Here is a 12,391-nt window from a genome sequence, read left to right as displayed (position 1 = left end):
TCATCCGGGCTAATCTCTCGATTGTCGAGATTATCGTCGTTCGAGGGAAGTTCGCATGCCGCGCAGGACCCCTGCCGCCCGCTGGCTGCTGCCGGCCCTCGTCGTCCTCGCGTGGCTGGCGCTCTCCGCGCCGCTCGGCTCGCTCAGCGGCCGGCTCGGCGAGGTCCAGACCAACGACTCCGCCGCCTTCCTCCCCGACAGCGCCGAGTCCACGCGCGTCTCCGAGCTGCTGCGGGAGTTCGACACCGAGCGCTCCCTGCCGGTCATCCTGCTCTGGGAGAGCGACGACGGCCCGCTGACCCCCGCCACCATGGAGGAGATCGCCGCCCGCGTCGACGAGGCGGTCGGCATCGCCGAGGACGCCGGCGCCCTCACCGGCACGGCCTCGCCGCCCATCCCGGCCGAGGACGGCGAGGCGGCGCAGGCCGTGCTGCCACTGAGCCCCGACCTCGGCGAGGCGCTCTCCGGGGTGGTCGAGGACCTGCGCGGGCTGCCCGCGGTCGCCGGGACCACGGAGTACGTCACCGGCCCCGGAGCCCTCTTCAGCGACTTCGCCGACGGCTTCTCCGGCATCGACGGGCTGCTCCTGCTGGCGGCCTTCGGCGTGGTCCTCCTCATCCTGCTGGTCGTCTACCGCAGCCCGCTGCTGCCGCTGCTGGTGATCGGCACCGCGGGCCTGGCCCTCACCACCACGCTCGCGGTCGCCTACCTGCTCGCCGACCGCGGCTGGATCGAGGTGAACGGGCAGAGCCAGGGCATCGCCTCGATCCTCGTCGTCGGTGCGGCCACCGACTACGGCCTGCTGCTCGTGGCCCGCTACCGGGAGGAGCTGCGCCGCGAGGAGTCCCGCTTCACCGCCATGCGGGCGGCGCTGCGCCAGTCGTGGGAGCCGATCGCCGCCTCCGCCGCGACCGTCGTCCTCGGCGTGCTGTGCCTGCTGTTCAGCGATCTGGGCAGCAACCGGGGGCTGGGCCCGATCTCGGCCGTGGGGATCGCGCTGGCGATGGTGGCCGCGCTGACGTTCCTGCCCGCGGTGCTGGCCCTGCTCGGCCGGGCCGCGTTCTGGCCGTTCCGCCCGAGGTACGGCAGCGAGCAGCGACACGGCCGCGGGTGGGAACGGGTGGCCGGCCTCGTCGGCCGGCGACCGGGCCGCGCGCTGCTGGGCAGCCTGGGCCTGCTCGTCGTGCTGACGGCGTTCGTGCCGACCTTCGACGCCGACGGCATCCCGCTGTCGGAGGCCGTGCGCGGCGGGTCGCCGTCGGGCGAGGGGCAGGTGGCCCTGGCCCGGCACTTCGACGCCGGCGCGGCGGCCCCGGCCACGATCGTGACCCCCGCCGAGGGCTGGGAGCAGGTGGCCGAGGCCGCCGCGGCGGTGGACGGCGTGGCCGGCGTCGACCCCTTTCCCGGGCGGCCGGGCGGCCCCCCGGGGGAGGACGCGGGCCCCGGGGGGCAACCCGGGCCGGTGGAGGTCGACGGCCTGGTCCGGCTCGACGCCACGCTGGCCGACGCCCCGGACAGCACCCGCGCCCGGGAGACCGTCGCCGACCTCCGGGAGGCGGTGCGCGCGGTGGACGGCGACGCGCTGGTCGGCGGCCCGACCGCGCAGGACCTGGACACCCAGGACACCGCCGCCCGGGACCTCGCGGTGATCGTCCCGCTGGTGCTGCTGGTGATCACGGTCGTGCTCGCGCTGCTGCTGCGTGCGCTGGTCGCGCCGGTGCTGCTGGTGGCGACGACCGCGCTGAGCACCGCGGCCACGCTCGGCGTCGGCGCGCTGGTCTTCGACCCGCTGTTCGGCTTCCCCAGCAGCGACCCGCAGGTGCTGCTGATCGGCTTCGTGTTCCTGGTCGCCCTGGGGATCGACTACAACATCTTCCTCATGACCCGGGCGCGCGAGGAGTCGCTGCGGCACGGGACGCGCGAGGGCGTGCTGCGGGCGCTGTCGGTCACCGGCGGGGTCATCACCAGCGCCGGACTCGTGCTGGCGGCCACCTTCGGCGCGCTGACCGTGCTGCCGCTGGTCATCCTCATCCAGCTGGGCTTCCTGGTCGGCTTCGGCGTCCTGCTGGACACCTTCGTCGTCCGCACCCTGCTGGTGCCGGCGGCGGTGCGGCTGATCGGCGACCGCGTCTGGTGGCCGGGCCGGCTGGCCCGGCGGGGCTGACCGGCTCAGATCCGGCCGGCGCGCACCTCGGCCAGCCAGGCCCCGGCGTCGGTGAAGGCGGCGTCGGTGGCCTCCTCGGCGACCGGCCGGTTCTCCCGATCGTCGGCGCGCGGGTAGGAGCCGAGGAAGCGGACGTCCTCGCAGACGCGGTGCAGCGCGGCCAGCGCCTCCCCCACCCGCGCGTCGGCCACGTGGCCCTCGCAGTCCAGGGAGAAGGAGTACACCCAGCGCCGCTCGCGGGTGGGCCGCGACTCGATGCGGGTCAGGCTGATCCCGCGGCCGGCGAACTCGCGCAGCACCTCGAGCAGCGCGCCTGTCCGGTCGGCGACGACGGCCACCAGGGAGGTCTTGTCGTTGCCGGTGGGTGCGGGCAGCGGGCCGGGCCGGGTGACGACGACGAAGCGGGTGACGGCCCCGCGGTGGTCGGCGATGTCCTCGGCGAGCGGGTCGAGCCCGTAGCGCTGCGCGGCGATCGGGGCGCAGACCGCGGCGTCGTACCGGCCCTCGGCCACGGCGGCCGCGGCGCCGGAGGTGGAGCTCTCCGACTGCGGGGGCAGGCCGGGCAGGTGCTCGGCCAGCCAGCGCGCCGTCTGCGCGAGGGCGTGCGGGTGGCTGGCCACCGAGCGGACGCCGGCCAGCGCCGTCCCCGGGCGGGCGGCCAGCACGAACGTCGGCTCGAGGAAGACCTCGCGCGTGATGAGCAGCGGGTCCCCGTCGGCCAGGCCGTCCATGGTCGCCGGCACCGAGCCCTCGATGCTGTTCTCGAAGGGCACCAGCGCGGCGTCGACCTCGCCGGACCGGACGGCGGCGAGGACGGCGGCGACGGTCGGCCGCGGCGACCGGGGGGCGGCGTCCCCGACTGCCCTGCTCAGCGCCGCCTCGGCGAAGGTACCCTCGGGACCCAGGTAGGCGAACCGCGTCGGGGACGCGCTGGTCTGCGTGCTGACGGGCATCGCGGGCATCCGACGAGGGTAGTGCGGGCGGGGTCGGCGGGACGTCGACCCCGGGGGAACCGCCTCGCCGCCGACCGCCGGCGTTCCACAGGCCGGCCGCGGCTTCCGGAGTGGAGGGATGCGTGACCCCCGGCACCATCCGCGTCACTGAGCGTGATCTGGATGCTGCGCTCCGGCGTCTCCTCGCCGCCAGCGACCGCGTCGACCCGGTCGTCTTCGCCCGGGAGCACGACGCCGCCGCCGACCTGCTCGCCGCCGCCACCGACCCGGCCTGGGTGGCCTGGCGGCACGCCTTCGACGCCCGCCGCGCGCTCGTCGACGCCGACGGGGCGGCGGCCACCGCGGCCGCCGGAGCGGCGCGCACCGCGCTGGGCGGCTGCCCGCCGTCGTCGCTCACCGCGCTGACCCTGGCCTACCTCGCGCACGTCGAGGCGACCGCCGACCACGTCGACGCCGCGATGCTGCTGGCCGTCGACGCCAGCCTCCTGGCCGAGGCCTCGGGCGGGGCGCCGGGCCGCGCCTCCGCCCAGGCCCACGTGTGGCTCTCGCTCACCCTGGGGGCCCTCGACCTGGAGCAGCTGGCCGTGGCGCAGGCGCTGCAGGGCTCCCGGGTCGCCGCCGCCCTGCCCGACCTCGGCGACCGCTGGCAGCTGCTGCGGCTGTGCGCCCAGCAGCACGTCGAGCTCGCCCAGACCCGGTGCCGCCGCGGGGAGGACGAGCGGGCCGGCGAGCTGGCCGCGGTCGCGCTGAGCTGCGCCACGGAGGCGCGGGAGCTGGACTGGGAGCCCGAGCCCGCCGACCAGGACCTGCTCGACGTCGTCCAGGCCTGGGCGATGGCCTGCGCGGGTGACCTGGACGGCGCGCTGGGCCCGCTGCGGCGGGCGCACCGACGGGTGCACCGCGACGGCGGCGTCTGGCTGCGTGGTTACACCGACCTCGTGCTCGCGCGGCTGCTGGGCCGCCTGTCCCGGGAGCGGGCCGGCGGCGGGCACGCCGACGAGGCCACCGACCTGCTGGTCGACGCGGCCGGGGCCTTCGCCGCCACCGGTGACCGGCGCCGGTACCGCCAGTGCCTGCTGGAGCTGGGCCAGGCCACCGCCGCGCAGGGGCGCCCGGCCGAGGCGCTGCACTGGCTGGAGGCCTACCGCGCCGAGGCCGGCCGCGCCCACGCGCGCAGCCGGGAGCTGTGGGCGGAGATGTTCGTCCGCCGCTCCCGGCTGCGGGAGGCCGAGCGGCAGGCCGCGGTGCTGCGCACCTACGCGCTGGAGGACCCGCTCACCGGGCTGGGCAACCGGCGCAGCGCCGAGCGCCGGCTGGGCACCATGCCGCTGGGCGACGCGCCGCTGTCGCTGGCCGTGGTCGACGTCGACCGGTTCAAGGAGGTCAACGACGACACCTCCCACTCGCACGGCGACGAGGTGCTGCGGCGGGTGGCCGACCTGCTGCGCGAGCACTGCCGCACCGGTGACGAGGTGTACCGGTGGGCCGGTGACGAGTTCCTCGTGGTGCTCCCCGAGGCCACCGAGAGCCAGGCGCTGCTGGCGATGGAGCGGCTGCGCGCCGCGGTGGCCGCCGCCGACTGGGGCGACCTGCAGCTGCCCGAGCCCGTGACGGTCAGCATCGGGGTGGCCACGGCGCCCACCCGCGACACCGAGCAGGCGGCCGTCCCCTCGGGCTGGCGGTCGCTGTTCGACACCGCCGACCTGCACCTGTTCAGCGCCAAGCGGGGTGGCCGGAACCGGGTCCGGGCCCCGGGCGCCGGCGGGACCGAGCGCCGATGACGAGCTCGCCGTCGTGGGGCTCCTGTGACGAAACGGACGACGCCCCCGTACCGGCCCGGCGCGCCGCCGGAGCGGTGCGTGACACGCGCGGGGACGGCGTGCACAGTGCGCTCGTGCCACCGGGAGCCCTGCACCACCGGGTGACCGCTGCCCTCTCCGACTGGCGCCTGGACGACGCCGAGGAGCTGCTCGCCGACGTCGAGGGCGACGCCTCCCCCTACGCGCTGCCCGGCGACGCCGACCCGACCGCCACCGCGTCCCTGGGCCGCGCCTGGGCCGACACGCTGCGCGCCGAGCTGCTCGTCCGCCGGCTGCGGATGACCGGCTTCACCCTCGTCGGCGACCCCGTGGAGCCCTCCCCCGGCGAGCCCGCCGCCGCGCCGCTGGACCTGCACGCCGGCGTGGCCGGGCTGCTGGACCGCGGCGACGACGCCGAGGCGCACGCCGGCCCCGCCTCGCGCGCCGCCCTCGCCATCGCCCTGGTGCGCTCGGCCAAGGCCGCCTTCGACGCCACCGCCGACGACCTCCAGCGGGCTGCGGGCCTCGCCCGCCACGCCCGCATCGAGCTGCTGTCCCGCCGGATCGACGCCGCCATGGACGAGGCGGTCGAGGCCGCCAGCCTGCTCGACCCGGCGCTGCCGCCGTCGGCACTGCTGGTCGACACCCTCGCCACCCTCGCCGGCGTCCTCGCCGACCTGGAGCTGATGCCGCTGGCGCTGGACTACCAGCGGCGCGCGCACGAGACCGCGCTCGCCGCGGCGGCGGCCCCGGACGACCCGGGACGCCCGGAGGGCGGCGCCCCGACCGGCGACGCCGACGTGCTGGTCGCCCGCGCCGCCACCCGGCTCGGCGAGCTGTGCGCCGAGCTCGGCGAGGGCCTGCTCGACGACGGGGTGCCCGATTCCGCGGCGCCGCACTTCGCCGAGGCGCGCCGGCTGGCCGAGGACGCCCTGGCGCTGCTCCCGCCCGAGGCCGGTGACGCGGTCGTCGCCGCGCAGGTCGTGCACGGCTGGGCGCTCGTCGGCCTCGGTGAGCACGCGGCCGCGGCCGGACCGCTGCGGGCCGCCGTCCGGATCACCAGCGCCACCGGCGACCGGGCGCTCCTGGCCGCCGCCCTGCTCGCCCTCGGCCGGGCGCTGCGCCGCCAGGGCGACGGCGGCGGCGCCGACGAGCAGCTGGCCAAGGCCCTCGCGCTGGCCACCGAGCACGGCCTCCCGCGGCTGCGCCGGGCCGCGCTGCGCGAGCTGTGCACCCTGCACGCCGAGCTGGACGACGCCGGCCGGGCGCTGCCCTACCTGCAGGCCTACCTCGCCGACGAGCTGGACCGCGTCGACGAGCGGCGCACCCGCTGGGTGGAGCTGTTCGGCCGGCGCAAGAGCCTGCTGGAGACCGAGCGGGCCGCCGGGCAGCTGCGCCGGCAGGCCTACGAGGACCCGCTGACCCACCTGCCCAACCGCCGGTACGCCGAGGCGCGGCTGGACGGGCTGCTCGCGGCCGGCACGGTGCCCGCGCTCGCCGTCGTCGACGTCGACCGGTTCAAGTCGATCAACGACGCCATCGGCCACCCCGGCGGGGACGCCGTCCTGCGGACCGTCGCCGAGCTGCTCCTCGAGGGCTGCCGCGACACCGACGAGGTGTGCCGCTGGGCGGGGGACGAGTTCGTCGTCCTGCTGCCGGAGACCACCGCCGAGCAGGGCGAGCGGGCGCTGGAGCGCATCCGCCGCGCGGTGGCCGCGCACGACTGGACGGCGATCGGCCTGCAGCGCCCGGTCACCATCAGCGTCGGGATCGCCTCGGCCACCCGCGGTGACGACCGGCGCACGCTGTTCGCCGCGGCCGACGGGGTGCTCTACGACGCCAAGCGCAGCGGCCGCAACCGCGTCGTCCGGCTGTCGGCGGTGACCCAGCGGGCCGGCGCCCCGCTCGACGCCCTGTTCGGCCCGCCTCCCCCGTCGTCGCCCCCGGCCTCCCCCCCGGCCCCGGCCGCGCCCGAGCCGGCCGCGCCCGAACCGGCCGGCGCGGCGTCGGCGGGCGCCGCCGGGCTCGCCGCGGTGACCGGCGGGTTCGCCCCGCTGCTGCTCGAGCCCGACCCGGCCGACGTCCCGCTGGCCGGCGGTCGCCCGGCGGCACCGGCGGCCGGCGCCCCGGCCCGCGGGCGCACGCCGGAGCCCGACGTCGTCTGGGCGACCGGGCGCAGCACCGAGCAGGTGCTCGCCCTGGTCCGCGAGGCGCGGCGCGAGCACCCGGACCGGCCGGCGGTCGTCGTCCGCGCCACCGCGGAGACCCTGGTCGCGCTCGCCGCCGAGCACGACGCGTACACGACCGTGGACGCCGCGGCCATGTCCGCCGCGGTGGGCCCGCTGCCCGAGCCGGTGGGGCGGGTCGCCGTCCTCTCCGCCGGCGGCGGGGACGCCGCGGTCGCCGCCGAGGCCGCCTTCGCCGCGCGGGTCACCGGCACCGGCGTCGTCCGCCTGGCCGACCTCGGCGGCGCGCGGGTGCACAGCGGCCTGGTCGACCCGGCCGTGCTCGCCGACGCCGACTGCCTGGTGGTCGTCGCCGGGCTCGACGCGTCCCTCGCCGGGCTCGTGGCGGCGACGACCGACGTGCCGGTCGTCGCGGTGCCCACCTCGACCGGGCAGCCGGGGTCCTTCGGTGGCTTCGGCGCGCTGCTGACCATGCTGAGCTCCTCCACGCCGGGCGTCGTGGTCAGCAACATCGACAACGGGCACGCCGCCGGCGTCTTCGCGGCACGGATCGCCCGCCGTTCGGCGCGCTGACCCCGCGGCCCGCCCGGGTACGACCGACCGGGCCCCGGCGGGTCACGGCCCGGGCGCCCGCTGCACCGCCCTCCCGACCAGGGGCACCGCCAGCAGCACCAGCGCGGCGACCGCGAGCGCACCGCCGAGCGCCCACGCCGCGAACACCAGCAGCGACGCCAGCTCGATGCCCAGCCCGGCGACCGAGGTCAGCGTGGCGCGGTAGCGGCCGGTGATCCGCTCCTGCAGCCGCGCCTCGGCCACCACGAGCACGCACAGGTACAGCCCGTAGGCGACCGCGACCGCGGCGAGCGCCGCCGGCCGCGCCCACACCGCGGCCACGGCCAGCAGCGCCGCCGCGGCGGCCAGCAACGCCGGGAGGACGGCCGCGGGCAGCCGGGCGGCCCGTCCCCCGAGCGCGGCACCGAGGGCGCCGGCCATCGCCACCGCGAGCACCGCGGCCGGCACGGCGACGGCGGGCACCCCCCAGTCGGCGGCCATGACGGGCAGGTACTCCTCCAGCGCGTCGAGCCCGCCCAGCACCGCGACCGCGGCGACGACGAGCCGCAGGCCGGGCCGGCGCAGCGCCACTCCCACCGCCCGGCGCAGCGGGACGGCGTCCTCGCCCTCGTCCGGAGCGGCGGGCGGGGCCGCCGGGAAGCGCAGCGCCAGCGCGGCCGCGGCGAGGCAGCACGCCACGCTGACCCAGCCGACGAGCTCGTAGCCGCCGGCGGCCAGCAGCACGGTCGCCAGCCCCGCGGTCGGCACCTGCACCAGCAGCTCGGCCGCCGTCGTCCAGCCGTGCACGCGGGCGAAGGCGTCCGCGGCGCCGCGGGCCGCCAGCCCGTCGTACACCAGCGCCTCCGCGGTCCCCGAGACCAGCGCGCCGGCCACTCCCCAGACCACGAACCCGGCAGCGAAGGACGCGGGGGCCTGCGACGCCGTCCACAGCGCGAAGGCCGCGGCCTCCAGCACGCCGGCGAGCACCAGAGCGCCGCGCCGCGACCAGCGGTCGGCGAGCACGCCGGCGGGCACCTCGGCCAGGAAGCCGGTGAGCGACCAGAGGGCGAAGAGCCCGGAGACCTGGGCCTGGGTCAGGCCCGTGTCGAGGAACAGCAGCGCGTACAGCGGGTAGTACGGCACGAGCCCGGACAGGGCGGTCCAGCCCACCGCGAGGCGGGCCAGCGGCCGGGCGGCGGCCGGCACCGGGTCCGGCCGGGAGCGGTCCGGGCGTCAACGGAACGGCATGCCCGCACGGTACCCACCGGAGGCGCCCGCCGTCGCGGGTCTTTCCCGATGGCCCCCGGGGGCCAGACGATGGCCCGAGCGGCCGCGCGCCGCGGGCATTCCAGGACCGTCCGAGTTCCCGCCCCTCCCGGGAGATGCCATGCCCGTCCCGTCGCCGGCCACCGCGTGCCGGAGCGTCGTCGTCCTCGCCTTCCTGGTCCCCCTGGCCGTCGCCGGCAGCCCTGGCGCCGCGTCCGCCGTCCTGGCGCTGGCCCTCGTCGCGCTGTGGATGGCCCCGCTGCTCACCGGCCGGGCGGCCCGGGCGGTGCCGGCCGCGGGATCCGCCGGACCCGTTCTCGAGCCCGCCGAGGCCCGCGCGGCCTGACGGTGCGGCGGGATCAGGTGAGCTCGGCGACCGCCTCGATCGCCAGCACGATGCCGAAGACGAAGAAGAGCGCCGCCGCGCCGTAGGCGATGGCCTTCTCCGGCAGGCGCTTGCCCAGCGCCCGGCCCACGACGATGGCGAGGGCGTCGGCGGCGACCATCCCGAGGGTCGACCCGACCCACGTGCCGAACCAGCCGTAGTCGGTGGCCAGGGTGATGGTCGCGAGCATCGTCTTGTCGCCCAGCTCGGCGAGGAAGAAGGCGACGAACACCGCGAGGAACACCGACCTCACCGCGCGACTGGCCTTGCGCTGCTCCTCCTCGGTGAGGGTGTCCCCGCGCAGCGTCCAGACGCCGAAGGCGACGAAGGCGACCGCGCCGGCGAGGTTGATCCAGCCGGTGGGCAGCGCCGTGCCCAGCCCGTACCCGATGCCGACGCTCACCAGGTGCACCACGGCGGTGGCCGCCGTGATGCCCAGGAGGACCGGCCAGAACCGGAAGCGCGTGGCGAAGGTCAGCGCCATGAGCTGGGACTTGTCGCCCAGCTCGGCGACGAAGATGACCCCGAAGGAGACGAGGGTGCTGACGAGTACGGCGTCCACGGGACGGTGCGGCCTCTCCGGTCCGGCCGGGACGGGGTGCGAGACCTCGACCCGGCAGCGTGCTGCCTGGGCCGAAGGTCTCGCCCGCCTCGCCGGAGCGGGGCCGCGCGGCCGGACCGCGCCGGAGGACCGGCTGGGTCAGTGTGTCGACCGCGACATTGGGGGCTACTCCCCTTCGCTGGGTGAGGACTCTACTCGCCGAGCCGGCCGTCGTCGCCAGGCGCGCCCTGTGACGGCGGCCACCGAGGGGGCCGCCCACACCGCGACCAGGGCCAGCCCGAGCCACGCCGCGCGCGCCCCCGGCTCCCCGGCGACGGCCAGCGCGGCGAGGTACGCGGCGACCACCACGGCCCGGCACACGGCCGGGACCTCCGGCATCCGGGCCACGCCGGTCACCGTCCCGGGGCCGAGCCGGCCGGGACCGGCACGGAGATGCCGTAGTCGCGGATCTTCCGGTAGATCGTGGCCCGCGACATCGCGAGCCGGCGCGCCGCCTCCACCTTGCTGCCACGGCTGTCCAGGAGGGCCTCGACGATCGCGTCGCACTCCAGGTTCTCCAGCGGCGTGAGCACCCGCCGGGTCTGCGTCCGGCACTCCGGCGGCAGGTCGGCCGGCTCGATCACCCCGGCCCGCCGCCTGCCGAGCACCTTGCGCAGCACCTCCACGAGCTGGGCGACGTTGCCCGGCCACCGGTTGTGCGTGAAGACCCGGAGGACCTCGGGCGTGCAGGTCGGCGGGGTGCCCGCGGCGAGGCGGCGCAGCAGGTGCGGCACGAGCTCGGGCACGTCCTCCAGGTGGTGGCGCAGCGGCGGCACCTGCACGGTGCGCGGGAACCGCGGCAGGAGCCCGGCGGTCTCCAGGGCCTCCTGACCGCCCCGGGCGGGGACGGTGACCGCCACCCACGGCCGGCCGGGATCGGTCGGGTCGCCGTAGGGCTCGAGCAGGTCGGACAGCTGCGCGAGGGCGGCGGGCGGCAGCCTGTCGACGTCGGCCAGGACCACGGTCCCGGCCCCGGCGCCCAGCTCCTCGGCGACCTCGGCGAGCCAGCGCGACGGCGGGGTGGCCGGCTCCACCACCACGAGGCGGCCGGAGCCCGGCCGGGACGCGTGCGCGGCTCGGGCCAGCGTGCGCCGGCCCGAGCCGGGCTCCCCCTCCAGGACCAGCCACTCCCCGACGTCGACGGCGCGCTCGACGGCCCGCACGCACCGGGACCAGGCCGCCCCGGAGCCCACGGCCACCCGGCCGGCCACCGGGCGGGCCCGCGCCGCCGGTCGGGGTGCGGCAGCGGGGTCGGGGTCGAGCAGCGCCACGTCCAGCACGCCCCCGACCACCCCGCCGTCCTCCAGCGTCGGCCGGCAGGTCACCCGCGCCGCCCGCCCACCGGGCAGGTCGACCACGAGCGACCGCCACTGCCCCCCGGCCATGGCCTCGCCGGCCTCGGCCAGCAGGGCCTCCCGCTCGGCGGGGTCCAGCAGCTCACGGGCGCGGTCGTTCATCATCAGCAGGTCCTCGCCCACGGCGAGCACCGCGCCCCGGTTGCGCCGGCAGGCGACCAGGTAGCCGTTGAGGACGGCGAGCTCCCGGCGACCCGCCTCGGCGAGCAGGGCCTGCTCGATCCGGCGGCCCAGGGTGGCGGCGGTGGCGACGAGCAGCGGCCCGGCGTCGCTGCGCCAGCAGGTGAGGTCGAGGACGCCGAGCACCTTGCCCGACACCGGGTGCCGCACGGGCACACCGGCGCAGGCCAGCTCCGCCAGGCGCTCCACGTAGTGCTCGGGCCCGAAGACGTGGGCCGGACCGCGGGCCTCCAGCGCCGTCCCGATCCCGTTGGTGCCCACGAACCGCTCCGCGTAGCTGAAGCCGGGGGCCAGCCAGATCCGGTCCAGGTGCTGCTCGAGGCCCGAGTCGCCGGTCAGCCGACTGCGCACCACGCCGTCGGCGTCGCACAGGATGACGCTCACCGGCTCGGCCGCGAACAGGTCGGCGACGTCGGCCAGGACCGGTCCCGCCGCGCGGGTGAGCAGGCTCTGCTCGCGCAGGTCCAGCTCGAAGGGCAGCTCCAGCCGGTCGGGACGGACCCGCCAGGTCCGCGAACGGACCCACGAGGCGAGGATCGGCCCCCGGACCTCGCCGCCGGCCACCGTCTCCCGGTCGAGGAACGAGGCCCGCGCCCGCGCGACCCCGGCGTCCGCCCCGCCCTGCTCGCCGGTCCGCAGGACGGGCCGGCGGCCGCGGCCGCCGGAGGGCGGGCTCAGGTCCCCGGACACCGCCATGCCCTGCCTCCCTCGGGCTCGAGGAGTCGGGTCGGGGGGAAACCGCCACGCGTGCCGCGGGTGCCCGTCCCTGGGGTTCCCACCCTAGGGACAGCCAGTGTGACCGACGTCTCATATTGAGACCACCGTCCCGTTGCCGACCGGGTGGAATCGCTGCACGAGGCGACCGGGCCCACCACCCGGACGGCCTCGCGCACCCCTCGACCGCGGCACCCGCGCCGCCGGGGCCGAGCACCGGACCACCGGCACCGGAC

At 77.8% G+C, this 12,391-nt stretch carries 9 protein-coding genes; 4 read left to right on the top strand and 5 right to left on the bottom strand.

Annotated elements, in window-relative coordinates; all coding sequences use genetic code 11:
* Positions 1–55: 55 nt before the first annotated feature.
* Positions 56–2,164 (top strand): MMPL family transporter, encoded by a 2,109-nt coding sequence (locus tag ACK586_RS08860; RefSeq protein WP_409330103.1) that lies wholly within the window; start codon positions 56–58, stop codon positions 2,162–2,164.
* A 5-nt stretch (positions 2,165–2,169) separates the two neighbouring features.
* Here ACK586_RS08860 and pheA read toward each other — a convergent pair whose 3' ends face one another.
* Positions 2,170–3,126, bottom strand: coding sequence for a prephenate dehydratase (gene pheA / locus ACK586_RS08855; protein ID WP_409330102.1), 957 nt, complete (start codon positions 3,124–3,126; stop codon positions 2,170–2,172).
* Between the two features lie 113 nt (positions 3,127–3,239).
* On the opposite strand from pheA, the gene ACK586_RS08850 reads away from it, so the two are divergent.
* A complete protein-coding gene (locus ACK586_RS08850; RefSeq protein ID WP_409330101.1) occupies positions 3,240–4,898 on the top strand; it encodes a GGDEF domain-containing protein in 1,659 nt (552 codons plus the stop codon).
* A 113-nt stretch (positions 4,899–5,011) separates the two neighbouring features.
* Positions 5,012–7,675: a diguanylate cyclase domain-containing protein gene (locus tag ACK586_RS08845; RefSeq protein WP_409330100.1), complete on the top strand. Its 2,664-nt coding sequence runs from the start codon at positions 5,012–5,014 to the stop codon at positions 7,673–7,675.
* Positions 7,676–7,717: 42 nt separating this feature from the next.
* Here the strand turns inward: ACK586_RS08845 and ACK586_RS08840 are convergent, their stop codons facing one another.
* Entirely contained in the window at positions 7,718–8,860 is a 1,143-nt protein-coding gene (locus tag ACK586_RS08840) for an MFS transporter (RefSeq protein WP_409330099.1), read from the bottom strand.
* A gap of 181 nt (positions 8,861–9,041) precedes the next feature.
* On the opposite strand from ACK586_RS08840, the gene ACK586_RS08835 reads away from it, so the two are divergent.
* Positions 9,042–9,266, top strand: a complete 225-nt coding sequence (locus ACK586_RS08835; protein WP_409330098.1) for a hypothetical protein — start codon at positions 9,042–9,044, stop codon at positions 9,264–9,266.
* Positions 9,267–9,279: 13 nt separating this feature from the next.
* Here the strand turns inward: ACK586_RS08835 and ACK586_RS08830 are convergent, their stop codons facing one another.
* The 3 genes from ACK586_RS08830 to ACK586_RS08820 form a co-directional block, all read right to left on the bottom strand.
* A complete protein-coding gene (locus ACK586_RS08830; RefSeq protein ID WP_409330097.1) occupies positions 9,280–9,867 on the bottom strand; it encodes a TMEM165/GDT1 family protein in 588 nt (195 codons plus the stop codon).
* Between the two features lie 165 nt (positions 9,868–10,032).
* Positions 10,033–10,254: a hypothetical protein gene (locus tag ACK586_RS08825; protein ID WP_409330096.1), complete on the bottom strand. Its 222-nt coding sequence runs from the start codon at positions 10,252–10,254 to the stop codon at positions 10,033–10,035.
* A 5-nt stretch (positions 10,255–10,259) separates the two neighbouring features.
* Positions 10,260–12,137 carry a sigma-54-dependent Fis family transcriptional regulator gene (locus tag ACK586_RS08820; RefSeq protein ID WP_409330095.1) on the bottom strand — a complete coding sequence of 626 codons (1,878 nt, stop codon included), beginning with the start codon at positions 12,135–12,137 and terminating at the stop codon, positions 10,260–10,262.
* Between the last annotated feature and the right edge of the window lie 254 nt (positions 12,138–12,391).

The organism is Trujillonella humicola (assembly GCF_046233715.1).
GTDB classification, from domain to species: Bacteria; Actinomycetota; Actinomycetes; order Mycobacteriales; family Geodermatophilaceae; genus Trujillonella; species Trujillonella humicola.
Note: the sequence above shows the minus strand (reverse complement) of the source record. Positions and strands in the feature narration are given on the sequence as shown.

Coding starts and splice junctions, on each gene's coding strand:
- ACK586_RS08860 (WP_409330103.1), top strand. CDS start 56: ATGCCGCGCAGGACCCCTGCCGCCCGCTGGCTGCTGCCGGCCCTCGTC.
- pheA (WP_409330102.1), bottom strand. CDS start 3,126: ATGCCCGCGATGCCCGTCAGCACGCAGACCAGCGCGTCCCCGACGCGG.
- ACK586_RS08835 (WP_409330098.1), top strand. CDS start 9,042: ATGCCCGTCCCGTCGCCGGCCACCGCGTGCCGGAGCGTCGTCGTCCTC.
- ACK586_RS08820 (WP_409330095.1), bottom strand. CDS start 12,137: ATGGCGGTGTCCGGGGACCTGAGCCCGCCCTCCGGCGGCCGCGGCCGC.